This window comes from Rhodococcus sp. Z13_19A (assembly GCF_058133575.1).
In genome coordinates this window covers 184,905-208,312 of sequence record NZ_JBYUNN010000001.1, presented here as the reverse complement: position 1 = coordinate 208,312, position 23,408 = coordinate 184,905, and the positions used below count along the sequence as shown (strand labels likewise).

The 23,408-nt window shown below is 73.7% G+C and carries 20 protein-coding genes; 15 read left to right on the top strand and 5 right to left on the bottom strand.

Going from position 1 to position 23,408, the window contains the following annotated elements; all coding sequences use genetic code 11:
- Positions 1–28 precede the first annotated feature (28 nt).
- Positions 29–1,207 (top strand): ATP-binding protein, encoded by a 1,179-nt coding sequence (locus AC3YNX_RS00990; protein ID WP_489994352.1) that lies wholly within the window; start codon positions 29–31, stop codon positions 1,205–1,207.
- Complete coding sequence (locus AC3YNX_RS00985) at positions 1,200–1,862, top strand: LuxR C-terminal-related transcriptional regulator (RefSeq protein WP_127783926.1); 663 nt, start codon at positions 1,200–1,202, stop codon at positions 1,860–1,862. The genes AC3YNX_RS00990 and AC3YNX_RS00985 overlap by 8 nt, the downstream gene beginning before the upstream one ends.
- Positions 1,863–1,872: 10 nt before the next feature.
- Here AC3YNX_RS00985 and AC3YNX_RS00980 read toward each other — a convergent pair whose 3' ends face one another.
- Together AC3YNX_RS00980 and AC3YNX_RS00975 are read right to left on the bottom strand one after the other, a co-directional pair.
- Positions 1,873–3,498, bottom strand: a complete 1,626-nt coding sequence (locus AC3YNX_RS00980; RefSeq protein WP_489994351.1) for a serine/threonine-protein kinase — start codon at positions 3,496–3,498, stop codon at positions 1,873–1,875.
- 76 nt (positions 3,499–3,574) lie between these two features.
- Positions 3,575–3,868, bottom strand: a complete 294-nt coding sequence (locus AC3YNX_RS00975) for a chorismate mutase (RefSeq protein ID WP_127783924.1) — start codon at positions 3,866–3,868, stop codon at positions 3,575–3,577.
- 299 nt (positions 3,869–4,167) lie between these two features.
- Here AC3YNX_RS00975 and pcrA point away from each other — a divergent pair, with 299 nt between their 5' ends.
- Positions 4,168–6,555: a DNA helicase PcrA gene (gene pcrA / locus AC3YNX_RS00970; protein WP_127783923.1), complete on the top strand. Its 2,388-nt coding sequence runs from the start codon at positions 4,168–4,170 to the stop codon at positions 6,553–6,555.
- A gap of 22 nt (positions 6,556–6,577) precedes the next feature.
- Here the strand turns inward: pcrA and AC3YNX_RS00965 are convergent, their stop codons facing one another.
- The gene (locus AC3YNX_RS00965) at positions 6,578–7,468 is read right to left on the bottom strand and encodes a M23 family metallopeptidase (protein ID WP_489994350.1); all 891 of its coding nucleotides are present in this window, start codon (positions 7,466–7,468) and stop codon (positions 6,578–6,580) included.
- Between the two features lie 266 nt (positions 7,469–7,734).
- Between AC3YNX_RS00965 and AC3YNX_RS00960 the strand changes: the two genes are divergently transcribed.
- The 10 genes from AC3YNX_RS00960 (at position 7,735) to AC3YNX_RS00915 (ending at position 19,493) form a co-directional block, all read left to right on the top strand.
- Positions 7,735–9,564 (top strand): hypothetical protein, encoded by a 1,830-nt coding sequence (locus tag AC3YNX_RS00960; protein ID WP_489994349.1) that lies wholly within the window; start codon positions 7,735–7,737, stop codon positions 9,562–9,564.
- On the top strand, positions 9,561–9,947 hold the full coding sequence (locus AC3YNX_RS00955; RefSeq protein ID WP_489994348.1) for a hypothetical protein: 387 nt from the start codon (positions 9,561–9,563) through the stop codon (positions 9,945–9,947). Before AC3YNX_RS00960 ends, AC3YNX_RS00955 begins: the two co-directional genes overlap by 4 nt.
- A gap of 145 nt (positions 9,948–10,092) precedes the next feature.
- On the top strand, positions 10,093–11,259 hold the full coding sequence (gene sucC / locus AC3YNX_RS00950) for an ADP-forming succinate--CoA ligase subunit beta (RefSeq protein WP_127783920.1): 1,167 nt from the start codon (positions 10,093–10,095) through the stop codon (positions 11,257–11,259).
- Between the two features lie 14 nt (positions 11,260–11,273).
- Positions 11,274–12,149: a succinate--CoA ligase subunit alpha gene (sucD, locus tag AC3YNX_RS00945; protein WP_127783919.1), complete on the top strand. Its 876-nt coding sequence runs from the start codon at positions 11,274–11,276 to the stop codon at positions 12,147–12,149.
- A 209-nt stretch (positions 12,150–12,358) separates the two neighbouring features.
- Positions 12,359–13,216, top strand: coding sequence for a DUF5336 domain-containing protein (locus AC3YNX_RS00940; RefSeq protein WP_489994347.1), 858 nt, complete (start codon positions 12,359–12,361; stop codon positions 13,214–13,216).
- Between the two features lie 115 nt (positions 13,217–13,331).
- Complete coding sequence (locus AC3YNX_RS00935) at positions 13,332–14,765, top strand: cell division protein PerM (protein ID WP_489994346.1); 1,434 nt, start codon at positions 13,332–13,334, stop codon at positions 14,763–14,765.
- A 106-nt stretch (positions 14,766–14,871) separates the two neighbouring features.
- A complete protein-coding gene (gene purN, locus AC3YNX_RS00930; RefSeq protein ID WP_127783916.1) occupies positions 14,872–15,516 on the top strand; it encodes a phosphoribosylglycinamide formyltransferase in 645 nt (214 codons plus the stop codon).
- 10 nt (positions 15,517–15,526) lie between these two features.
- Positions 15,527–17,101, top strand: a complete 1,575-nt coding sequence (gene purH, locus AC3YNX_RS00925; protein WP_489994345.1) for a bifunctional phosphoribosylaminoimidazolecarboxamide formyltransferase/IMP cyclohydrolase — start codon at positions 15,527–15,529, stop codon at positions 17,099–17,101.
- Between the two features lie 107 nt (positions 17,102–17,208).
- On the top strand, positions 17,209–18,327 hold the full coding sequence (locus tag AC3YNX_RS00920; protein ID WP_241248961.1) for a phosphotransferase family protein: 1,119 nt from the start codon (positions 17,209–17,211) through the stop codon (positions 18,325–18,327).
- 68 nt (positions 18,328–18,395) lie between these two features.
- The gene (locus tag AC3YNX_RS00915; RefSeq protein WP_127783914.1) at positions 18,396–19,493 is read left to right on the top strand and encodes an Rv3169 family protein; all 1,098 of its coding nucleotides are present in this window, start codon (positions 18,396–18,398) and stop codon (positions 19,491–19,493) included.
- Here the strand turns inward: AC3YNX_RS00915 and AC3YNX_RS00910 are convergent.
- Positions 19,472–19,987, bottom strand: a complete 516-nt coding sequence (locus AC3YNX_RS00910) for a DinB family protein (protein ID WP_489994344.1) — start codon at positions 19,985–19,987, stop codon at positions 19,472–19,474. The genes AC3YNX_RS00915 and AC3YNX_RS00910 overlap by 22 nt on opposite strands.
- A 269-nt stretch (positions 19,988–20,256) precedes the next feature.
- Here AC3YNX_RS00910 and AC3YNX_RS00905 point away from each other — a divergent pair, with 269 nt between their 5' ends.
- Both AC3YNX_RS00905 and AC3YNX_RS00900 read left to right on the top strand, forming a co-directional pair.
- Positions 20,257–21,030, top strand: coding sequence for a hypothetical protein (locus tag AC3YNX_RS00905; protein WP_489994343.1), 774 nt, complete (start codon positions 20,257–20,259; stop codon positions 21,028–21,030).
- Complete coding sequence (locus AC3YNX_RS00900; RefSeq protein ID WP_489994342.1) at positions 21,027–22,655, top strand: DNA polymerase Y family protein; 1,629 nt, start codon at positions 21,027–21,029, stop codon at positions 22,653–22,655. The genes AC3YNX_RS00905 and AC3YNX_RS00900 overlap by 4 nt, the downstream gene beginning before the upstream one ends.
- Positions 22,656–22,677: 22 nt before the next feature.
- Here AC3YNX_RS00900 and AC3YNX_RS00895 read toward each other — a convergent pair whose 3' ends face one another.
- On the bottom strand, positions 22,678–23,331 hold the full coding sequence (locus AC3YNX_RS00895; RefSeq protein WP_127783911.1) for a PadR family transcriptional regulator: 654 nt from the start codon (positions 23,329–23,331) through the stop codon (positions 22,678–22,680).
- Positions 23,332–23,408 lie beyond the last annotated feature (77 nt).

Sequence of the window (23,408 nt, the reverse complement as noted above, 5' to 3'; positions counted from 1 at the left end):
CCCGGGGTGCCCGTGTGAGGATGGTGACGTGCCCACCGCCACCTCCACCTCCACCCCGGCGCTGCGCCGCCGCACCGGTGCGCGGGTGATCGGTGGTGTGGCGGGTGGGGTGGCTGAGCACCTGGGCGTGGACGTCTTCCGGGTGCGCGTGGTGTTCGTGCTGCTGGCTGCGCTGGGTGGGGCCGGCGTCGTCGGCTACGGCCTGCTCTGGATCTTCACCCGCCCTGGCGACGACGTGGCCCCCGCCCCGCCGGGGGAGCGGCGGCGGGCGCTGGGGCTCGCCGTCATCGGCCTCGCCCTGGCCGGCGTGATGTCCATGCTGCTCAGCGGCAGTGCCGGGGCACTGGCGCCACTGCTGGTGATCGCCGTCGGCGCGGCCCTGGTGTGGCAGGAGGCGGACGCGGGCCGGGGGTTGCGCACCCGCCCCAAGATGCTGACCCTGGCGCGGGTGGTCGCGGGCGTGACCCTGGTGGTGGTCGGGTTCGCGGTGGTGGTCCTGGGCCAGCTCGACCTGGGGGCGCTGCGTGCCGGCGTGCTGGCGGTGCTGGCGACGCTGCTCGGGGTGGCCCTGCTCAGCGTGCCGTTCTGGCTGCGGCTGGCCCGCGACCTCGCCGAGGAGCGCCGCGTGCGCATCCGCAGCGAGGAGCGCGCCGACATCGCCTCGCACCTGCACGACTCGGTGCTGCAGACGCTGGCCCTCATCCAGAAGCAGGCGCACAGCCCCACGGAGGTGAGCCGGCTGGCACGCGCCCAGGAGCGGGACCTGCGCAGCTGGCTGTTCAGCGAGGAGAGCTCCGACGACCCGGCCGCGCCCACCCTGGCGGCCTGCCTGCGCGCCGTCGCGGCCGAGGTGGAGGACGACCACGGCGTCACCATCCGACCGGTGCTCGTGGGCGACGCCGACCTCACCGCGGAGCTGCGCGCGCTGTGCGCCGCGGCCCGGGAGGCGATGGTGAACGCGGCCAAGCACGCCGGGGTCCAGGAGGTCGACGTGTTCGCAGAGGTGGAGGAGCAACGGGTGAGCGTGTTCGTCAGGGACCGGGGCAAGGGCTTCGACCCGGAGGCGGTGGCCGCCGACCGGCACGGCCTGCAGCGGTCGGTGCACGACCGGATGGTCCGCCACGGCGGCACCGCCGAGGTGATCAGCGCCCCCGGTCGCGGCACCGAGGTGCGCCTGGGCCTGCCGCTGGGGACCAGCGATGACTGAGGCGCCGCCGGCCAGCCGGCTCCGGGTGTTCCTGGTGGACGACCACGCGGTGTTCCGGGCCGGCGTGCGCGCCGAGCTGGGCGTGGAGCACGACCTGGAGGTGGTCGGCGAGGCCGGCACCGTGGCGGAGTCGGTCGCCGGCATCAACCGGTTGCGCCCGGACGTGGTGCTGCTGGACGTGCACCTGCCCGACGGCGGCGGGCAGGCCGTGCTGGCCGCGCTGGACCCCGGGCCGGTGTGCCTGGCGCTGAGCGTGTCCGACTCCGCCGAGGACGTGATCGCGGTGATCCGCGGCGGTGCCCGCGGCTACGTCACCAAGGTCATCTCCGGGGTGGAGCTCGCCGCGGCCGTGCGCCGGGTGGCCTCCGGCGACGCAGTGTTCAGCCCGCGGCTGGCCGGGTTCGTGCTGGACGCCTTCACCGGTGCCGCGCCCGAGCCCGCCACGGCCAGTGACCCGGAGCTGGACGCGCTCACCCCACGGGAGCGGGAGGTGCTGCGGCTGCTGGCGCGGGGCTACACCTACCGGGAGATCGCCGAGGAGCTGGTGATCTCGGTGAAGACGGTGGAGACGCACTCCTCCAACGTGCTGCGCAAGACCCAGCAGTCCAACCGCAACGCGCTGACGCGGTGGGCCCACCGCCGCAAGATCGTCTAGCTGGTCGGGGTCAGCGCCCGGAGCGGGAGCTGACCAGGGTGTCGCTGTCGATCACCGGGGCGCCGTCGGGCCCGGTGGACATCTGCAGCCGGTGCGTCTCGGCCACCGTGCTGCCGTTGGGGCGGGTGAACACCACGTCCACCAGCACGGTGGCGCCGTTGTCCGGGGAGCTCGCGGAGGTCAGCGAGATGTCGCGAAAGCCCTTCCAGAAGGAGTTGAAGGACCCGAAGCCCTGGGCCTGCAGCCCGGGACCGAGGCGGCTCCACGCTGCCTGGGTGTCGGCGGGCAGCATCCCGTAGTAGTCGCGCACCAGGGCCTGCGCCGCATCACCTGAGGCCGCTGCCGCCGCGGTGGTGGCCGGCGGTGGGGTGGTCGTCGGTGCCGGGGTGGTGGTCGTGGGCTCGGGCGTGGTGGTGGTCGGCGTGCTGGACTCGGCCGTCGTCGTGGCCGCCTTGGTCGCCGTGGTGGAGGTGGCCGGCACTGGGGCGGGCGGGGCTGAGGTGGCTGCGGCCGCGGGTGCTGCGGTGGGGGACGCGCCGGTGCTGGTGTCGTCGGAGCCCAGCGACACGGCGAGGGCCACCCCGGCAGCGACGAGCACGGCGGCCACGGCCACCCCCAGCACGCGCCGCCCGCGGCGGGGACCGGGCTGCGCGGAGGTGCGTCCGTCCTGCGGGTCGGTGCTCACCGGGGCGTAGCGCGCGGTGGGCGGCGGGGGACTGCTGGGTGCAGCCGCGACCGAGGTGCGGGCCGACAGCACCGAGCGGGTGTCGCCGCCGCGGCCGGCCGCCACCCGGGCGAGCTCGTCCCTGGCCTGGGGCATGGTCGGCCGGCGGGCGGGGTCGGGCTCGAGCATCCACAGCAGGGTGGACGTCATCGCCCCGGCGTGGTGCGGCTGGTCGATCTCGCCGGCGGCAACCCGGTGCAGCAGGGCCATCGGGTTGGGGTCCAGCCCGAACGGCGGGGTGCCCTCGACGGCGGTGAACAGCGTCGCCGCCAGGGCGAACACGTCGCTGGCCTCGGTGGGGTCGTGTCCGCGCGCGACCTCCGGCGCCAGGTAGGCCGGGGTGCCGTTGATGATCCCGGTCTGGGTGAGCGCCACGTCGCCGTGGGCCCGGGAGATGCCGAAGTCGGTGATCTTCACCGTGCCCTCCGCCGGTCCAGCGTCGGCGATGAGCACGTTGCCGGGCTTGACGTCGCGGTGCACGATCCCGGCGCCGTGCGCGGCAGCCAGGGCGTCGGCCAGCTGGGCGCCGATCTGGGCCACCTCGTCGGCGGGCAGGGTGGCGCCGTTGGCGAGCACGGTGGCGAGGCTGCGGGAGGGCAGGTACTCCATCACCAGCCAGGGCTCACCGGCCTCCACCGCCACGTCGTACATGGCGATGGCGTGCGGGTGGGTGAGCCGAGCGGCGATGCGGCCCTCGCGCAGGAAGCGCTGCTTCTGCTCCTCGGCCTGGGGCTGGCTGCTGCCCGGGGTGGGGGTGATCTGCTTGAGGGCGACCTCGCGGGCGAGCAGCTGGTCGTTGGCCAGCCACACCGAGCCCATGCCCCCGCTGCCGATCCGGCGCAGCAACCGGTAGCGGCCGGCGACGAGGTACCCCGGCGCCGCGCGCCGGTTGTCGCCACCGTTGCCAGACATGGTTGCTGAGGCTAGTCGACCGGCCCGACGGCGAGGGACGGGCGGCGCTCCCGGCGCCGCCGACCCACGGCGCGGATCAGTGACCGAGGCGGCCGCGGCCGAGGTTCAGCAGCAGCATGCCCAGCTTGCGGCCCTCGGGGCCCAGCTCGCCGAAGCGCTCCAGCACCGCCATCTCCCGGACGTGCACCAGCTTGGTGCCGCCGGAGGCCAGCCGCGCGGCGCCGATCTGGCGGGACACCTCGGTGCGGCGCTTCACGGCGTCCAGGATCTGCCGGTCCAGCTGGTCGATCTCCTTGCGGAGCTCGTCGATGTCCGCCTGCGCCATGGTGGTCTGGGTGCTGCCGTGCGGGGCGCTGCTCGGGTTGGTCATGTTCGTGCTCCTCATGTGGGGTCCAACCGCCGCGGTGCACCCGGTGCCGCGGGCCGCTCACGGAACGAGCCCCGGATCCGGATGCGGACCGCGGGGCTCGTGGTGGTCGTGCTCAGGCCACGGGCACCGGAGTCCGGTACCCGTAGAAAAATCGCCAGGCGCTGTGCACCAGGTCAGTCTGCCACGCGGGCGCACGGGGTGGAAGCCGGTGGTCCCGCTCACCGGCGCATCCCGTGGCAGGCCCACCAGCGGGGCGAGGGCTCAGGACTGTCGTGGTCCGCCGGTAACGTGGTCAGGCGATGAACACCGTGCCCGCACTGCCCACTGACGCCCCCGCCTCCACCGACGAGCTGCTGGCCGGGCTCAACGCCCCCCAGCGCGAGGCGGTGCTGCACTCCGGCTCCCCGCTGCTCATCGTGGCCGGCGCGGGGTCGGGCAAGACGGCGGTGCTCACCCGGCGCATCGCCCACCTGCTGGCCGAGCGCGGCGTGCACCCCGGCCAGGTGCTGGCCATCACCTTCACCAACAAGGCGGCCGCCGAGATGCGCGAGCGGGTCGCGGCGCTGGTGGGGACCCGGGCGCGGGCGATGTGGGTGTCCACCTTCCACTCCACCTGCGTGCGCATCCTGCGCCGCGAGGCCCAGCACCTGCCCGGCCTCACCTCGTCGTTCTCCATCTACGACTCCGACGACACCCGGCGGCTGATCACCCTGGTGGCGCGGGACCTGGACCTCGACCCCAAGCGCTACCCGGCCCGCAGCCTGGCCACCCAGATCTCCAACCTCAAGAACGAGCTGGTCGACCCCGACACCGCCGCCTCCGACGCCGCCGACGACATGCAGCGGCGGGTGGCCGAGGTGTACCGCGACTACCAGCGCCGGCTGCGTGCGGCCAACGCGCTGGACTTCGACGACCTGATCGGCGAGACGGTGGCGCTGCTGCAGGCGTTCCCGGACGTGGCCGAGCACTACCACCGGCGGTTCCGGCACGTGCTGGTGGACGAGTACCAGGACACCAACCACGCCCAGTACATGCTGGTGCGCGAGCTGACCAGGGCCAGCTCCCCCGGCGAGGCGCACGCGGTGCCGCCGGCCGAGCTGGTGGTCGTCGGTGACGCCGACCAGTCCATCTACGCCTTCCGCGGCGCCACCATCCGCAACATCGTGGAGTTCGAGCGGGACTACCCCGACGCGCGCACCATCCTGCTGGAGCAGAACTACCGCTCCACCCAGACCATCCTCAGCGCCGCCAACGCGGTGATCGCGCGCAACACCGAGCGCCGGGACAAGCGGCTGTGGACCGACGCCGGCGACGGCGAGCTCATCGTGGGCTACGTCGCCGACAACGAGCACGACGAGGCTGCGTTCGTGGCCAGCGAGATCGACCGCCTGGTGGACAACGGCGACGCGGTCTTCGGCGACATCGCGGTGTTCTACCGGACCAACAACTCCTCCCGGTCGCTGGAGGAGGTCTTCATCCGCCTCGGCCTGCCCTACAAGGTGGTGGGCGGGGTGCGCTTCTACGAGCGCAAGGAGGTCCGCGACATCGTGGCCTACCTGCGAGTGCTGGCCAACCCCGACGACGAGGCCAGCATGCGGCGCATCCTCAACACCCCGCGCCGCGGCATCGGCGACCGGGCCGAGGCCTGCGTGGCCGCGCACGCCGAGCGCAACCGGGTCAGCTTCGCCCAGGCCCTGCGCGACGGTGCCCGCGGCGACGTCGCGCTGCTGAACACCCGGTCCCAGCGGGCCATCGGCTCCTTCGTGGAGCTGCTGGACGGGCTGCGCACCCTGCTCAACGGCGACGGCAACACCCCCGGCGTGGACATCGCCGCGCTCACCGAGGCGGTCCTGGACCGCACCGGCTACCGGGCCGAGCTGGAGGCCAGCAGCGACCCGCAGGACGAGTCCCGGCTGGACAACCTCACCGAGCTGGTCAGCGTGGCCCGGGAGTTCGCCGAGGAGGCCGGCGGGGTGGACACCGTCGACCTGGCGGCCGCCGAGGAGGGGCTGCCGCAGCCTGGCTCGCTGGCCGCCTTCCTGGAGCGGGTGTCGCTGGTGGCCGACGCCGACCAGCTGCCGGAGTCCGGCGAGGGCGTGGTCACCCTGATGACGCTGCACACCGCCAAGGGCCTGGAGTTCCCCGTCGTGTTCGTCACCGGCTGGGAGGACGGGCAGTTCCCGCACATGCGGGCGCTCGGCGACCCGCAGGAGCTGTCCGAGGAGCGGCGGCTGGCCTACGTCGGCATCACCCGGGCCCGCCAGCGCCTGTACCTCTCGCGGGCGATGGTCCGCTCCGCCTGGGGCCAGCCGATGACCAACCCCGCCTCCCGCTTCCTGCAGGAGATCCCGGAGCACCTCATCGACTGGCGACGCCTGGAGCCGCAGCGCACCTCCTCGGGCCGCTCCCTGGGCGGCGACCGCACGGGCAGCGACTCCGCCCAGGCCGGGCTCTCGGCGCGCGGCATGCGCAGCACCGGGTTCAGCGGCTGGGGCAGTGGCGGGGGCGGCAGCAAGCAGGGTCTGGTGCTGGCCGTCGGCGACCGGGTCAGCCACGACAAGTACGGCCTGGGCACGGTGATCGCCGCCGACGGGGTGGGCCCGCGCGCCACCGCCACCATCGACTTCGGCACCTCGGGCACCGTCCGGCTGATGCTCATCGGCGGCGTGCCCATGGTGAAGCTCTAGTCCGGGCCCCGCGAGCGAGGCCCTACCGCACGGACAGGCCGTGCAGCGCCAGCCACGGCAGCGGGTCAAGCTTCAGCGGACCCAGGTGGATCTCGAAGTGCAGGTGCGGCCCGGTGGACTGGCCCCGGTTGCCCATGGTGGCGATGAGGTCGCCGGCGCGGACCTGCTGGCCCACCGCCGTGCGGATCTCGTCCACGTGGCCGTAGACGGCGACCGTGCCGTCGGTGTTCTGCACCCGCACCCACAGCCCGAACCCGTTGGCCGCGCCGGCGTCGATCACCACGCCGTCGGCCACCGAGACGATGGGCGTGCCGATGGCGTTGGCGATGTCGATGCCGGCGTGCTCGGTGCCCCAGCGGTGGCCGTAGCCGGAGGTGAAGGTGCCGACCGCGGGCAGCACGTACAGCGGGCGACGAGCCTCGGCCTCGCGTGCGGCCCGGGCTGCGCTCATCCGCTCGCTCTTGACCAGCTGGTCCAGGGCGACGACGTCAGCGGCCTTGGCCACCGGCAGCACGTTGGGGGAGGCCGCCGCGTCCAGGCGCGTGCTGTCCAGGCTGGCGCTGCGCACGGTGGCGGCAGCTCCGGTGGTGCCGGCGAGCGGGGTGGCCGGTCCGGCGGCCAGCGAGACCGGCCCGGAGGCAGCGGTGGTGCTGGCGGCGACGGGAGCCTGGGTCAGGTGGCCCACGGCGACCGCGGCCCCGACGGTGAGGAAGGCGGTGGCCACCCGGCCCCGCAGCAGGGGCGAGGTGGCGGCCCGGTGACGGGCCACGCCGGTGCGCGGGTAGGCGGCGATGGCCTGCAGGATGTCGTGCGGTGTGGCGTCGACCGGGGGCGAACCCTGGGCCGAGCCGAGTGCTGGGGTGGAGCTGCGACCACCAGTGCTGCGGTGACCAGTACTGCGATGACGCGCCAAGACCTGCCCTATCGTCCGCGATGACGTCCAGGCACAGCCGGGGGCCAGTCAGACTCGGAGCGTCGGAACCTGGTGCCTCGGAACCTGCTCGTTGCCTGTCCGTGACCATCTCGTGATGTCGTGTGTCGTCACGCTAACTAGCAGTCACATTGGGCGCAAGCACCTCTCCCGGCGCAGCGGCCGGGGGTGAGTGATCCCACAGCGTGGGGGGAGCCCGGCGGTGTGGGAGGTGGGGCGGCGCTGGGCGAGCGGTTAGCGTCCCTCCCGTGTCAGCGCCCAACCTGGAGACCAACCACCCTGCCGCCGTGCGCGGACCCGACCTGGCGGTGGGCGTCGGGGGCACCGCGGTCGCCGCCACCACCGCCCTGATCGGCGGGGTGGCCGTCGCCTGTGCCCCGCTGCTGGAGGTGGTCACCTCGGTGGCCGCCCCGGCCGGTCCGCAGGGCCTGGCGGCCGCGGTCACCGCGCTGCTGGCCGTGGGGACGCCCCTGCTGGCGCTGTGGCTGCTGCGTGGCGGGCGCGTGGTGGGAGCGGTGGGAGTGCTGCTCGGCTGGGCCGGCGCGAGCCTGGCTGCCGCCGTGCTCGACCTGCAGCTGTTCACCGGCGCGATCGACGCCAACCGCCTCGAGCTCTTCCGGCCCACCGGCGCCGCAGCCCTCGAGGCGGGGGCGGGCGTGGTGGCCGTGCTGGTCGGCCACGTGCTGGCGGTGCTCGGCGGCGGGCTGGCCCTGTGGACGCTGCGCCGCACCGCCCTGCTGGACGACCCGGACGTCTTCGACATCGGGCTGCTGGGTGGCGGTGAGCAGGAGGCCCGCGGCACCTCGCTGGCGGGCAAGGCCGGGCGGGGCACCACCGCCCTGGTGATGGTGGCGGCGGCGGTCACGGCCGCCGCGGTGTTCGCCCCGCCGCTGCGCTCGACGGACCCGGTGATCCTGGTCGGCAGCGTCGTGGAGTCACCCGGCCCGGTGCTGCTGGGCTCTGCCCTGCTCGCGCTGGCGGTGCTGGTCACCGTGGCGCTCGCGCTCGTCTCCACCAGTGCTGCCGCCGGGGCCGGCGCGGTCGCCGGGGTCGCCCTGGGGGCGCTGGCCGTCCTCGCACCACGGCTGGTGGCCGGCACGCTGCTCGATCGACTCGGCGCCGGCGCCGGCTCGCTGGTGGGCACCGCGGGGGCTCTGCTGCTGGCTGGCTGCGCCCTGCTGCTGGTGCGCCGCAGCCGGTTCGGCACCCCACGCTCGGCCACGGAGCGGGCGGCCACCGAGGTGCAGCTCCCTGCGCTGTCGCGGCTGCACCGGCTGGCCGGCGGCAGCGCGGTGGCTGCCGGCGCGGTCGCCGTGGTGGCGGCGCTGCTGCCGGTGCTGGCGGTCCCCGCCGGCGTGCCGCAGCCGGACGTGCACGCGGTGCGGGTGCTGCTGCTGGCCGGGGTGCTGCTGGCCGCGGCCGGCGTGGCCATGCTGCCCAGCGAGCTCGGTGCGGAGGTGCGGCCGGTGGTCGCGGTGCTGTGGGCGGCGCCGCTGCTGGGGGCCGGCGGAGTGCTGGAGGCCGTGCGCGTGGCCGTGAGCGTGCCGGGTGTGGGCCTGGGCGCCGGCGCCTGGCTGACCGTGCTCAGCGTGCTGCTCGCCGGGGTGGCCGGTGCCGCCGCGGGCCTGGCGGGGGCGGTGGAGCGCGACGAGGTGGACCTCTCCCACCAGCGCGACCCGCTTCCCGGGGTGCGGACCTGCGCGGGCGTGGCTGCAGCTGCGGCGCTGCTCGGCCTCGGACTTCCGCTCTACTCCGGCGGAGAGGCGGAGGCGGCAGCGATCTTCTCCACCAGCTGGGGGTGGGACACCTGGACGCTGGCGGTGGTGGCGCTGACGGTGCTCAGCGCCCTGGGGGTGGCCACGAGCGCCCGGCTGCCGCGAGCGCTGGCCCTGCTCGCCGGGGTGGAGCTGGTGCTGGTGGTGCACCTGCTCAGCTGGCCGCTCACCGCCAGCCGGCTGCCCGACCCGACGGTCGGCCTCGGCGTGGTGCTCACCGGCCTGGCGATGGTGGTCACCGCGGTCCTCGCGGTGGCGCTCCACCGGCAGGGCACGCAGCGCCCGGTCGCGGAGGAGTCGTGATCCGGGTGCTGCTGGCCGGGCTCGGTCCCGAGCCCGAGACGGAGGGCGAGGGCGGGGGCCGCGTCTCGGCGGCGGCGGTGGCTCGGGCGCTCCGCAACGCCGGGTTCGAGGTCGTCCTCGCCGGCTGGGACCACGCCGTCGAGCACGTGCTGGGCAGCGCGCTGCAGGAGGACGTCGACGCGGTGGGGCTGCTGCAGGCCACCGTCGCCGACCGCGCGGAGCTCGTGGCTCGGCTCGCCGAGCAGGGAGCGGCGGACATCGGCGTGCTCGCGCTCACCCCGGAGGCAGCGGCGGAGTCCGACCTGGACGGTGTCCTGCCCGCGTCGGCCGACGCCGATGCCGTGCCGCGCTGGGTGTTCGAGCACGTCGGCCCGGCCTCCTGAGTGGAGCGGCGCCGAGCCGGATGACGGGTGACCTGGACCACTAGCGCGACCCGCCATCCCCGCTGCGGGGCCAGACGTCGATAATGTGCCCCGAGGATCCGGCCATCCCCTGGTCGGGCGTCAACGTAGACGAGATGGTGAGCTGATGGATCTCTTCGAATACCAGGCGAAGGACCTTTTCGCCAAGCACGGAGTACCGACCACCCCCGGCCGGGTCGCTGAGACCGCCGAGGAGGCCAAGACCATTGCCGAGGAGATCGGCAAGCCCGTCATGGTCAAGGCCCAGGTGAAGGTCGGTGGGCGTGGCAAGGCCGGTGGCGTCAAGTACGCCGCCACCGCCGAGGACGCGCACAAGGAAGCCCAGAACATCATCGGCATGGACATCAAGGGCCACGTCGTGCCCAACGTCCTGGTCGCCGAGGCGAGCGACATCGCCGCCGAGTACTACATCTCCTTCCTGCTCGACCGCACCAACCGCACGTTCCTCGCGATGTGCTCGGTCGAGGGTGGAGTCGAGATCGAGGTCACGGCCGAGGAGAACCCCGACGCGCTGGCCAAGGTGCCCGTGGACGCGAACAAGGGTGTCGACCTGGCCACCGCGCGCAGCATCGCCGAGAAGGGTGGACTGCCCGCCGAGGTGCTCGACTCCGCGGCCGAGTGCATCACCAAGCTGTGGGACGTCTTCGTCAACGAGGACGCGCTCCTCGTCGAGGTGAACCCGCTGGTGCGCACCCCGGACGACCGGATCCTGGCCCTCGACGGCAAGGTCACCCTGGACGCCAACGCGGACTTCCGCCACGCCGACCACGCCGACCTGGAGGACAAGGGTGCAGCTGACCCACTCGAGGCCAAGGCGAAGGCCAAGGGCCTGAACTACGTCAAGCTCGACGGCGAGGTCGGGATCATCGGCAACGGCGCCGGTCTGGTCATGTCCACCCTGGACGTCGTCGCCTACGCGGGCGAGGACTTCGGTGGCGTCAAGCCCGCCAACTTCCTGGACATCGGTGGCGGCGCCTCGGCGCAGGTCATGGCGGACGGCCTGGACGTCATCCTCGGTGACCCGAGCGTGAAGAGCGTCTTCGTCAACGTCTTCGGTGGCATCACCTCCTGCGACGCGGTCGCCAACGGCATCGTGCAGGCGCTGGAGATGCTCGGTGACTCGGCTACCAAGCCGCTGGTCGTCCGTCTGGACGGCAACAACGTCGACGAGGGTCGACGCATCCTCGCCGAGGCCGCGCACCCGCTGGTGCAGCAGGCCGACACCATGGACGGCGCGGCCAGCAAGGCTGCCGAGCTCGCGGCCGCGAAGTAAGGGAATCGATCACTGTGGCTATTTTCCTGACCAAGGACAGCAAGGTCATCGTCCAGGGCATCACCGGCTCGGAGGGCACCAAGCACACCCGCCGCATGGTCGCCTCCGGCACCAACGTCGTGGGCGGTGTCAACCCGCGCAAGGCGGGCACTGACGTCGACGGCATCCCGGTGTTCGCCAGCGTCGCCGAGGCCATGAAGGAGACCGGCGCCGACGTCAGCGTCATCTTCGTGCCGCCGGCGTTCGCCAAGGCTGCCGTCGTCGAGGCCATCGACGCCGAGATCGGCCTCGCCGTGGTCATCACCGAGGGCATCCCGGTGCACGACTCGGCCGGCTTCTGGGCCTACAACGTGGAGCAGGGCGAGAAGACCCGCATCCTCGGCCCCAACTGCCCCGGCATCATCAGCCCCGGACAGTCCAACGCCGGGATCATCCCGTCCAACATCGCCGAGTCCGGCAAGATCGGGCTGGTCTCCAAGTCCGGCACGCTGACCTACCAGATGATGTACGAGCTGCGTGACTTCGGCTTCTCCACCGCCGTGGGCATCGGCGGCGACCCGGTCATCGGGACCACCCACATCGACTGCCTCAAGGCGTTCGAGGAGGACCCCGACACCGCGGCCATCGTGATGATCGGTGAGATCGGTGGCGACGCCGAGGAGCGTGCCGCCGACTACATCAAGGAGCACGTGACCAAGCCCGTCGTGGGCTACGTCGCCGGCTTCACCGCCCCCGAGGGCAAGACCATGGGCCACGCTGGCGCCATCGTGTCCGGCTCCTCGGGCACCGCGCAGGCCAAGCAGGACGCTCTCGAGGCCGCCGGGGTCAAGGTCGGCAAGACGCCGTCCGCCACCGCGGACCTGATGCGCGAGATCATGAAGTCCCTGTAGCACTTCGTGCTGCACGGCTGATCATCAGCGCAGATCGTCGCTGAACGGGCCGACTCCCTCCGGGGGGTCGGCCCGTTCTCGTCCCGGATGAGGGTGACGATCCGTTACCGTGGGCGAGAATGATGCCGTTCCAGGCGGCTGCGGCGCGCAGAGATGCTCCGCAGCAACCTGTTCCGGCAGACCACTGCCTCTACAGACACGGAGAAGTGATGACCTACCAACCTTCCAGCGCGGGTCAGGGCTCGTCCGCCCCCGCGGGCGCAGGCCGGCCCGGAACGGGTGCTGACGTCGGTCTCGGGCGGCTGCTCGGCCTGGTGGCCGCCGGCCTCGGCCTGCTCGTCCTGCTGCTCGGCTTCCTGCCCCACATCAAGTCCAGCGCCAGGGGCTCGGACTCCAGCGGCAACTTCTACGAGGCGGGCAACGCTGGCCCGCTCGTGGTGCTCTTCATCGCCGGCCTGCTCCTGGCGCTCCCGCTGCTGCCCCGGCAGGAGCGGTACACCGGCCTGGCCGCCGTGCTCGGCGTCTCCGGCTTCATCTACCTGGTCTTCTCCACCATCGGTGCGGCGACCGCCAGCGACGGCACGGACCTGGCCTGGGGCAACTACCTCGAGCTCGTGCTCGGTCTCGTGCTCATGCTCGTGACCGTCGGTGCGCTGCTTCTCGAGCTCGGCGTGGTCAAGGCACCGCGGAAGTCCAGCCAGGGCGCCGGTGGCGCCGGCCAGTTCGGTCAGTCCGGGCAGCAGGGCCAGTTCGGCCAGTTCGGCCAGGGCGGCGCCCAGCAGCAGCAGTCCTACGGCCAGCCGCAGCAGGGCGGCTACTACGGCGAGGCGCCGCAGCAGCAGCAGCCTTACGGGCAGGCTCAGCAGCCCTACGGCCAGCAGCAGTCCTACGGCCAGCAGCCCTACGGCCAGCAGGGCCAGGAGCAGTCGTGGCCGCAGGACAACCCCGAGCAGGGGCAGCCGTCCGGGTCGTACGCGCCCCCGACGCAGGCGTTCGGCGCCACCCCCGCGGAGGGCTCCGGCCCGCACCCCCGTGACTCGCAGTACGGGCAGCCCAACCAGCAGTAGCTGCTACTGAACACTCGAACACCCGGACGGGGCACCACGCAGCACGCGTGGTGCCCCGTTCGGCGTTCGGCGCGCCTGCCCAGCGGTGCCCGGCCGCGGTGCAATCCTTGCAAGAGTGACTGCTCTGCTCGAACGCCCCGACCGCAACGACTCCGGCTCCAGGGGCGCTGAGCGGTCGAGGGGGGCCGAGCTGCGCGGCCTGCTCGCAGTCGCGGTGGGGCCCGCGGGTGCCTCCGCCGCCATCGCCGCCGCGCTGGTCCTGCTTACCTTGGTCACTGCGGGTGCCCAGCTGGGCGGGGTGGCCGCGTCCACCGCGATGACGTGGCTCGCCATGCACCAGGTCCCCGTCACCCTCGGCGGCGGCGTGCTCGGCGTGCTGCCGCTGCTGCCCACCGCGCTGCTGGTGTGGGCCACGGCCCGCAGCACTGCCGCGGCGCTGCGCCACGACCACGACCCGCGCCGGGCGCTGGGCGCGGCGGTGGCGGGCCCGGTGGTGCTCGCGGGCCTCGCCCTGGCCCTGGTGCGCACCCAGTCCGCTGACCTGCCGCTGGAGAGCCCCAACCCGGTGGTGGCCCTGCTCGCGGTCGCCGGGGTGCACCTGCTCGGCGCGCTGCTCGGTGCGGCCGCGCAGCCGCGGCTGCGCGAGTGGGCACTGGCCCCGCTGCCCGGCTGGTTGTCCGCGGCGCTGCTGCTGGTCCCGCGGGCGGTGGCCGAGCTGGTGCTCGGCGCCGCGGTGCTCACCGTCCTCAGCCTGCTGCTCTCCCTCGGCACGGTCGCCGACCTGGTCTCCAGCGGCGGGGGCTTGGTTGGCGGGCTGGGCCTGGTGGTGCTGTCCCTCGGCTACCTCCCCAACGTGGTCCTCGGTGCCGTCTCGGTGGCGGTGGGCCCCGGCGCGGTGCTCGGGCAGAGCACGGTGACGGCCTTCGGCTCGGTGGATGCGCCCCTGCCCGCCCTGCCCGTGCTGGCCGCGGTGCCCTTCGGCAGCGGCTCCTGGTGGTGGCCGGTGGTGCTGGTGGTGCCGGTGGTGGTGGCTGCCCGGCTGGGCGCCCGGGTGGTGCGCGCAGCCGGCGGGGACACCGGTGGTGGCCGGCAGCGATCGGTGCTCGCGGTGCTGGGCGCCACGGCGGTGCTCGCCGGACTCGTGGTGGCGCTGCTGGGGGCGCTGGCCGGGGGCACCCTGGGTTCCGGGACGCTGTCGCCGGTGGGTGTTCCGGTGCTCGCCCTGGGCGGGGCCACGGCGGCGTGGTTGCTGCTGGTGAGCGCCAGCGTGGCGCTGCTGCGCGAGCACGACGAGCCGGAGCGCGCCGAGCGGAAGGCGGCCAAGGCCGAGGCTGTCACGGTGCGGAAGGCGGCCAAGAAGGTCAAGCCGCACAAGGTCAAGCCGCACAAGGTAAAGCCAGTGAAGACCGCCGAGGAGAAGGCGAAGCTGCGGGCGAGTCGCCCGTCGCGGCGGGCTGGCAAGCCGTCCACGGCAGAGGCCGCCAAGGCGGCGCGGGTCGAGCGGTTGTCCAAGGCCGAGGAGAAGGGGCGCCGCGGCTCCCAGGACTGACCAGCCCCTTCCGGACCGACCTGGACGGAAGCGGCGTCCTGGGTGCCGTCTAGGCTGACGACCAGTCCGCGCCCGGGCTGTCCGTCGAGTAGCCAGGAGTTCTGCCCTGAACGCGCCCCGCGAGGATCAACCGCCGGTCGCCGGGGCACCGGCCCGCGTCGTCGTCCTCGTCTCGGGTGCCGGCAGCCTGATGCAGGCGCTGGTCGCTGCCGCCGGTTCTGCCGAGCACCCCTTCCAGGTGGTCGCCGTGGGCACCGACCGTGACTGCCCCGCTGTGCAGCACGCCACCGACGCCGGCCTGGCCGCCTTCACCGTCCGCCTCGGCGACCACCCGGACCGCGGGGCGTGGGACCACGCGCTCGCCGACGCCGTCGCCGCGCACGCCCCCGACCTGGTGGTCTCCGCCGGCTTCATGAAGGTGCTCGGCCCGGCGTTCCTGGCTCGCTTCGGCGGGCGCACCCTCAACACCCACCCCGCGCTGCTGCCGTCGTTCCCCGGCGCGCACGCGGTGTCCGACGCCCTGGCCTACGGGGTGAAGGTGAGTGGCTCCACCGTGCACCTGGTGGACGCCGGTGTGGACACCGGTCCGATCCTGGCGCAGGAGGCGGTGGCGGTCCTCGACGACGACGACGAGGCGAGCCTGCACGAGCGCATCAAGGTTGTGGAACGACGGCTGCTGGTGGACGTGGTGTCCGCCGTGGCCGCCAGAGGAATCAGCACCGACGGACGGAAGGCCCGAATCCATGAGTGAGGCAGCCCAGATGAGTGGTACGCGAAAGTCCGTCCGGCGTGCGCTGGTCAGCGTCTACGACAAGACGGGGCTCGCCGAGCTCGCGCAGGGGCTGCACGCCGCGGGAGTCGAGCTGGTCTCCACCGGGTCCACCGCCCAGCAGATCGCCGCCGCCGGTGTCCCGGTGACCCCGGTGGAGGAGCTCACCGGCTTCCCCGAGTGCCTGGACGGTCGGGTCAAGACGCTGCACCCCCGCGTGCACGCCGGCCTGCTCGCCGACACCCGTCGCCCCGAGCACCTCGCCCAGCTGGAGGAGCTCGGTGTCGCCGCCTTCGAGCTGGTGGTGGTGAACCTCTACCCCTTCACCGCGACCGTGGCCTCCGGGGCCAGCCCGGACGAGTGCGTGGAGCAGATCGACATCGGCGGGCCGTCCATGGTGCGTGCCGCCGCCAAGAACCACCCGTCGGTGGCCGTGGTGGTCGACCCGCAGCGCTACGCCGAGGTGCTCGACGCGGTGTCGGCCGGGGGCTTCACGCTGGGCGAGCGCACCGCGCTGGCCGCGGACGCCTTCCGCCACACCGCCAGCTACGACGTCGCCGTCGCCACCTGGATGGGCTCGGTGCTGGCGCCGGAGCCGGACCAGCTGTTCCCGGCGTGGAGCGGGCAGACCTGGGAGCGCTCGGCAGTGCTGCGCTACGGCGAGAACCCGCACCAGGCCGCGGCGCTGTACGCCCAGCCCGGTGCGCCCGCCGGCCTGGCCCAGGCCGAGCAGCTGCACGGCAAGGAGATGTCCTACAACAACTACACCGACTCCGACGCCGCCTGGCGGGCCGCCTGGGACCACGAGGGGCCGTGCGTGGCGATCATCAAGCACGCCAACCCCTGTGGCATCGCCGTGTCCGCCCTGGACGGTGCCGGGGCCATCGCTGAGGCACACCGCAAGGCCCACGCGTGCGACCCGGTGAGCGCCTTCGGCGGGGTGATCGCGGCCAACCGCGAGGTGACCGTGGAGATGGCCGAGCAGGTGGCGGAGATCTTCACCGAGGTGATCGTCGCGCCGTCCTACGCCGACGGTGCGCTGGAGGTGCTCAGCCGCAAGAAGAACGTGCGCATCCTGGTGGCACAGGCGCCGGAGCGCGCCGGCACCGAGCTGCGACCCATCTCCGGCGGCGCCCTGCAGCAGCAGCGCGACATCCTCGACGCTCCGGGCGACGACCCGCAGAGCTGGACGCTGGCCACCGGTGAGCCGGCCGACGCCCAGACGCTGGCCGACCTGGTCTTCGCCTGGCGTGCCTGCCGTGCGGTCAAGTCCAACGCCATCCTGCTCGCCGCCGACGGCGCCAGCGTGGGCGTGGGCATGGGTCAGGTCAACCGGGTGGACGCCGCCCAGCTGGCGGTGCAGCGGGCAGGGGAGCGGGCCACCGGGTCGGTGGGGGCCTCCGACGCCTTCTTCCCGTTCCCGGACGGGCTGCAGGTGCTCATCGACGGTGGGGTGCGGGCCGTGGTCCAGCCCGGCGGCTCGGTGCGCGACAACGAGGTGATCGCGGCGGCGCAGGAGGCCGGCATCACCATGTACCTCACCGGGGCACGGCACTTCGCCCACTGAGCTCGGGTCTTGCCCGATGGTTGTGACCCAGGTTACATTCGCGACTGGAACCGGTTCTAGTCCTGCTGGTCCCGCCCCTGTGGACCGAGCAGAGCTGGGTGGTCGTCGTGACCTTGGAGAAGCACCGCATCACCACTACGGCGCGCTCGTTCGCGTCGCTGCAGGAGCCGCTGCGGGCCTGGCTGGCGGATCGGGTCGGTGACGCCACGGCGGAGCTGACCGTCGCCGACCAGGACGACGTGATGGGCTTCTCCAGCGCCTCGGTGCTCTTCGACGCCAGCTGGACGGTGGACGGGCGCAGGCACAGCGGGTCGTTCGTGGCCCGCACCGCGCCGGAGTCCACCGCCATGCTGGTCTTCCCGCGCTACGACATGGCCCAGCAGTTCGAGATCCTGCGGCGGGTGGCCGCGCTCAGCGACGTGCCGGTGCCCGGGCTGTGGTGGCTGGAGACCGACCCGGCGGTGCTGGGGGCGTCGTTCTTCGTGATGGAGCGCGCCTACGGGCAGGTGCCACCGGACAACCTGCCCTACGTCTTCGACAGCTGGGTGCTCGACGCCACTCCTGAGCAGCGCCAGCGCCTGCAGGACAGCACGCTGCAGGTGCTGGCGGACATCCACGCCATCGGGGAGCCCGAGACCGTCTTCGACGACCTGTGCCCCGGCGACCCGGCCCAGGCGTTGCGTCGCCACGTCGACGACCAGCACGCCTACTACCGGTGGGCGCTGCTGGACGACGGCATCCGGGTGCCGATCATCGACCGGGCCTTCGCCTGGCTGGAGCAGCACTGGCCGGCCGAGCCCGGGCCCAACGTGCTGCTGTGGGGCGACGCCCGCATCGGCAACGTGATGTACCAGGACTTCGAGCCGGTGGCGGTGTTCGACTGGGAGATGGCCGCGGTCGGCCCGCGCGAGATCGACGTCGCCTGGTTCATCTTCCTGCACCGCTTCTTCCAGGACTTCGCCGACATGGCCGGGGTGCCCGGGCTGCCGGACTTCCTGCGTCGCAGCGACGTGGTGCGCAGCTACGAGCAGGCCTCCGGCGCCACGGTGGCCGACCTGGACTTCTACCTGGTCTACGCCGCCCTGCGCCACGCCATCGTGATGGCCCGCATCAAGCGTCGCAGCATGCACTTCGGCGAGGACACCCTGCCGGAGGACCCGGACGACTTCGTCATGCACCGAGTGGCGATGGAGAAGCTGCTGGCCGGCACCTACGGCTGGTCCTGACCCCCTCCTGCGACATCCCTCCTGCGACATCCCTCCTGCGACATCCCTCCTGACGGAAGAGACGACCCATGCCCTCTCCGCTCGACGAGCTCCCCATCCACCAGGCCCCGCTGACGATGGACCGCGTGGCCAGCAGCGACCGGAACTTCTACGACCGGTCCTACCTCAACGCGCACAACCAGGACGGCGGGATCTTCCTGGTCACCGGCTTCGGGGTGTACCCCAACCTGGGGGTCACCGACGCCTTCCTCACCGTGCGGCGCGACGACTGCCAGCACGTGGTGCGCTTCTCCGACGCGCTCACCGAGCGCAGCCTGGACCTGGCGGTGGGCGGGTACCGCATCGAGGTGCTGGAGCCGCTGAAGATGCTGCGACTGGTGTGCGAGCACGAGACGCTGAGCGCGGACATCACCTGGACCGGCGCGTTCCCGGCGGTGGACGAGGAGCCGCACCTGATGCTGAGCGGGGCGCGCCCCACCCTGGACGCGCAGCGCTTCGCCCAGCTGGGCACCTGGAGCGGAACCCTGTCCATCGCCGGGGAGGACGTCGCGGTGACCCCGGACGTGTGGTCGGGGACCAGGGACCGTTCCTGGGGCATCCGTCCGGTGGGGGAGGGCGAGCCCGCGGGCCGGGCCGCGGCCGAGCCGGCCGAGGGGTTCTGGTGGCTGTACGTGCCGCTGCGCTTCGACGACTTCGCGGTGGTGGTGATCATCCAGGAGCGCCCGGACGGCTACCGCACCCTCAACGACGCCAAGCGGATCTGGCCGGACGGGCGGGTGGAGCAGCTGGGCTGGCCGCGGCTGGACATCACCTACCGCTCCGGCACGCGCCACCCCGAGCGTGCTCGCCTGCACCTCACGGCGGGCGACGGCTCCCCGGTGACCATCGACGTGGAGACGGTGAACCACGTGGCGCTGCACGTGGGCGCGGGCTACGGCGGCGACCCGGACTGGACGCACGGACAGTGGAAGGGGGCGGGCTGGGTGCAGGCGCAGGCCTACGACCTCACCGACCCCGAGGTGGTCGCCCGGGTGCCCTGGGGCGTGATCGACCACGTCGCGCGGGCCACCTGCGACGGGGCCGTGGGGTGGGGGATGCTCGAGCACGCCAGCATCGGTCGGCACGACCCCAGCGGGTTCGTCGACTACTCCTCGGTGGCCGACTGAGGGATGGAGCGGCGGTCTGCGCGGGTCTGGCCGGCGGCATCCGCTGCGAGGATCTGCTCGACCAGGATGTCGGCGTGCCCCGCGTGGCGGGCGAGCTCCTCGATCATGTGCGCGCAGATCCAGGAGAAGCTGACCGCGCCGCGGCGGTAGTGGACGAAGAGGTCATCGTCGGCGACGGTCCGGGCGATCGCCCGCGACCGGGCGGCAGCGGCCTCGTACTCGGCGATCACCTGGGTCAGGGTCTGCTCCGGCGGCACCAGCCAGCCGCCGTCATCACCCCTGGCGTAGCCGTCGCACTGGCCCTCTGCCAACCCACCGATGGTGCGCTGGAACCACACCCGCTCAGCGGCGGCGCAGTGCTTGACCAGTCCTGCCGGCGTGGTCAGCGAGGGCACCAGCCGCCGGCGGCTCTGTTCGTCGGTGAGCGGCTGCACCGCTCGGACCAGGGCCGCGCGGTTGGACTCGAGGACCGCTTCCCACTCCGTGCGCAGCACCCGACCAGGCTAGGTGGGGCAGGGCCGCCCCACGACTCGGGTCCTGCTCCGCGGACATCTCGGCACGGCCCGAGCGCCTCGCCCTCGCCCTCGGTCGTGCTCCGGTGATCCGCCGGATCCGCACTTGACGGAGCGCCCTCCGAGGGGGTGTACTTGGTCCACGTTCGAACACACGTTCGAACAAGTGAGTCAGTGCAGTTGTTGGTGTGCGCCGTGCCTTCCCCGCGGTACCTGCCCAGCGGTTGGGGATGTGCGGAGGTGGTGTGGTGATGACGGCTGCTCTGACGGTGCCGGCAGGTGCGGGCGAGGCTACCCGCGAGGAGCGGCTCGCGGCGCTGCGACGGCTGGTGGCTGTGCCGGGGAAGGGCGCAGGTGCCAACGCCGCCGAGGTGTCGCGGCCCCGTCCGGTGCTGCCCGTGCCGGAGGCGCTGGCCGCCCTGCTGCCTCGGGGTGGGCTCACCCGCGGCACGGTGGTCTCGGTCAGTGGCGCCACCTCCTTGCTGGTCGGGCTGATCGCGTCGGTGACGGCGGCGGGCAGCTGGGCGGCGGTGGTGGGCCGGCCCAGCCTGGGTCTGCTCGCGGCGCAGGAGATGGGGGCCGACCTCGGCCGGGTGGCGCTGGTGCCCGAGCCCGGCGAGGACCCGGTGGACGTGGCCGCGGTGCTGCTCGACGGGATGGACCTGGTGGTGCTCGACCTGGGCGGGGCCACCGTGGCGCCCACCCGGGCCCGCGGGCTGGTGGCCCGGGCCCGGCACCGAGGCGGGGTGCTGGTGGTCACCGGGGGCACCTGGCCGGGTGCTGAGCTGCAGCTTCGGGCCCAGGTCAGCGGGTGCCGCGGGCTGGGTCGGGGGCACGGCCGGCTGCGCAGCCGGGAGCTGGCGGTGCAGGTGCGTGGACGCGGGCAGGCGGTGCGGGCTCGGGGCACCCACGTGGTGCTCGGGGCCGGGACCCCCTCCACGGTGCAGTGGCAGGGCGGTGCTCCCGCAGCCGCCCCTGGGCCCCTGCCCCCTGGATCCGTCCCGGTGCGGGCGGTGCGCGCGTGAGCGGACCGGAGGAGGTGACGCGGCGGCGGTCCCGGACGCTGGCGGTGTGGTGCCCGGACTGGCCGGCCGTCACCGCCGCCACCGCCGCCGGTCTCTCGGCCGCGGCGCCGGTGGCGGTGGTCTCGGCCAACCGGGTGGTGGCCTGCACGGCTGGTGCCCGGGCCGACGGGGTGCGCCGGGGGCTGCGTCGGCGGGAGGCGCAGGGCCGGTGCCCGGAGCTGCACGTGGTGACGGTCGACGCCGACCGCGACGCCCGGTTCTTCGAGCCGGTGGTGGCGGCCGTGGACGCACTCGCCCCCGGGGTGGAGATCCTGCGCCCGGGGTTGCTGGTGCTCGCCGCGCAGGGGCCGGCAGGCTACTTCGGCGGTGAGGAGGCGGCGGCCGAGCGGTTGGTGGACGAGGTGTCCGGGGTGGGGGTGGAGTGCCAGGTGGGCATCGCCGACGCGATGTCCACCGCGGTGGTGGCGGCCCGCACCGGCCGAGTGGTTCCGCCCGGCGGGGGTGCGGAGTTCCTGGCCCCGCTGCCGGTGGCCGAGCTGGCCCGCGAGCCGAGCCTGGCCGCCCCGGCCCGGGTGGAGCTGGTGGACCTGCTGCGCCGGCTGGGCCTGCACACCGTGGGGGACTTCGCCGCGCTCACCGCCACCGACGTGGCGTCGCGCTTCGGTGCTGACGCCGTGCTGGCCCACCGCAGCGCGCGCGGGCTGGCCGAGCGTCCCCCTGCCGCCCGCCGGGCCCCGGTGGAGCTGGAGGTGGAGCTGGACTGCGACCCACCGGTGGAGCGGGTGGACGCCGCGGCGTTCGCCGGCCGCGCGCTGGCGCAGCGGCTGCACGCCACGCTCTCGGCGGCCGGGGTGGCCTGCACCCGGTTGCTGGTGCGCGCCCGCACCGGCAACGGCGAGGAGCTGGCTCGCACCTGGCGCTGCGCGGAACCGCTCACCCCCGCGGGCACCGCTGACCGGGTGCGCTGGCAGCTGGACGGGTGGCTGACCGGGCGCAGCAGCTCCCGGCCGACCGCGGGAGTGGTGCTGCTGCGCCTGGAGCCGGTGGAGGTGGTCTCCGCCGGGGCCCTGCAGCTGGGGCTGTGGGGCGGGGTCGGCGAGGGCGACGAGCGGGCCCGGCGCGCCCTGGTGCGGGTGCAGGGCCTGCTCGGGGGGGACGCGGTGCAGGTGGGGGTGCCCAGCGGGGGCCGCGGGCCGGCCGAGCAGGTGACCCTGCTGCCCTGGGGTGACGAGCGGGTGCCCGCCGCCGACCCGGCCGCGCCGTGGCCGGGTCGCCTGCCCGCCCCTGCGCCGGCCACGGTTCCCCCGGAGCCGCTGGTGGTGGACCTGGTGGACGCCGCCGGGCTCCCGGTGGAGGTCACCGGCCGGGCGGAGGTCAGCGGGGAGCCGGTGGCCGCCCGCTACGACGGCCGGCTGCGGCCGGTGCTGGCGTGGGCCGGGCCCTGGCCGGTGGACGAGCGGTGGTGGGATCCCGCCGAGGCGCACCGGGCCGTGCGCGCCCAGGTGCTGCTCGGTGAGTCAGGTCCAGTCGAGTCAGGTCCAGGCGAGGCGGGCGCAGGGGAGCAGCTGGCGCTGTTGCTGCGGTGCTCGCAGGGCCGGTGGCAGCTGGAGGGTGTCTACGACTGAGCCGGCTGCTGGCCGGCCAGGCTCACTTGGTGTGCTTGGTCAGCTCGTCGGAGGAGCGCGGAGTGGGCTTGGCTCGCTTGGTGCGGCCCTTCTTGGTGCGGTCCTGGGCCAGCCGGTCCAGGTCGGCGAGCATCGCGTCGGCCCGGTCGCGCTCGGACTCGTAGTACTGCTCCGACCAGCGCAGCACCATCTCCGGGTAGGCCCAGCCGGGCTCCTCGGCGGCGCCCACCGCGTCGGCGACCGCCCGTACCCGCATCTTCTCCGACTGGTCGCGGTGCTCGGCCAGCACCTCGCGCAACCGGTCCGGGTCACCGAGGTGGCCCAGCCACATGCGCAGCATCACCCCGTGCTTGAGCACGGCGGGCTCCACCGGCGACTCGTTGGCCCAGTGGGCCACGGCCTCCCTGCCCTCCTCGGTGATGGAGTACAGCCGCTTGCCCCGCACGTCGTCCTTGCTCACCACGCGGGAGGTGGCGTAGCCGCAGTCCTCGAGCTTGCGCAGCTCGCTGTAGATCTGGCTGTAGGAGGGGGCCCAGTAGAAGAAGCGCAGGCTCCAGTCCGCCCACTTCTTGAGGTCGTAGCCGGAGAGCTCGGAGCCGAAGGACAGCAGACCCAGCACGGCCCAGCTCGTCGGCCGCAGCGAGGGGAACTCGGTCGCCGCGTCGTCATCTGCCATGGCACAGAACCTACCCGTTGGTAGCAACCGCCTGCCGGCGAACCGCCGCTAGACACTACTATTACTAATAGGTATAG

What these genes read in the sequence shown, in the direction of transcription:
- AC3YNX_RS00985 (WP_127783926.1), top strand. Translation starts at nt 1,200, where the DNA reads ATGACTGAGGCGCCGCCGGCCAGCCGGCTCCGGGTGTTCCTGGTGGAC.
- AC3YNX_RS00980 (WP_489994351.1), bottom strand. Translation starts at nt 3,498, where the DNA reads ATGTCTGGCAACGGTGGCGACAACCGGCGCGCGGCGCCGGGGTACCTC.
- AC3YNX_RS00975 (WP_127783924.1), bottom strand. Translation starts at nt 3,868, where the DNA reads ATGACCAACCCGAGCAGCGCCCCGCACGGCAGCACCCAGACCACCATG.
- pcrA (WP_127783923.1), top strand. Translation starts at nt 4,168, where the DNA reads ATGAACACCGTGCCCGCACTGCCCACTGACGCCCCCGCCTCCACCGAC.
- sucC (WP_127783920.1), top strand. Translation starts at nt 10,093, where the DNA reads ATGGATCTCTTCGAATACCAGGCGAAGGACCTTTTCGCCAAGCACGGA.
- AC3YNX_RS00940 (WP_489994347.1), top strand. Translation starts at nt 12,359, where the DNA reads ATGACCTACCAACCTTCCAGCGCGGGTCAGGGCTCGTCCGCCCCCGCG.
- purH (WP_489994345.1), top strand. Translation starts at nt 15,527, where the DNA reads ATGAGTGGTACGCGAAAGTCCGTCCGGCGTGCGCTGGTCAGCGTCTAC.
- AC3YNX_RS00915 (WP_127783914.1), top strand. Translation starts at nt 18,396, where the DNA reads ATGCCCTCTCCGCTCGACGAGCTCCCCATCCACCAGGCCCCGCTGACG.
- AC3YNX_RS00905 (WP_489994343.1), top strand. Translation starts at nt 20,257, where the DNA reads ATGACGGCTGCTCTGACGGTGCCGGCAGGTGCGGGCGAGGCTACCCGC.
- AC3YNX_RS00895 (WP_127783911.1), bottom strand. Translation starts at nt 23,331, where the DNA reads ATGGCAGATGACGACGCGGCGACCGAGTTCCCCTCGCTGCGGCCGACG.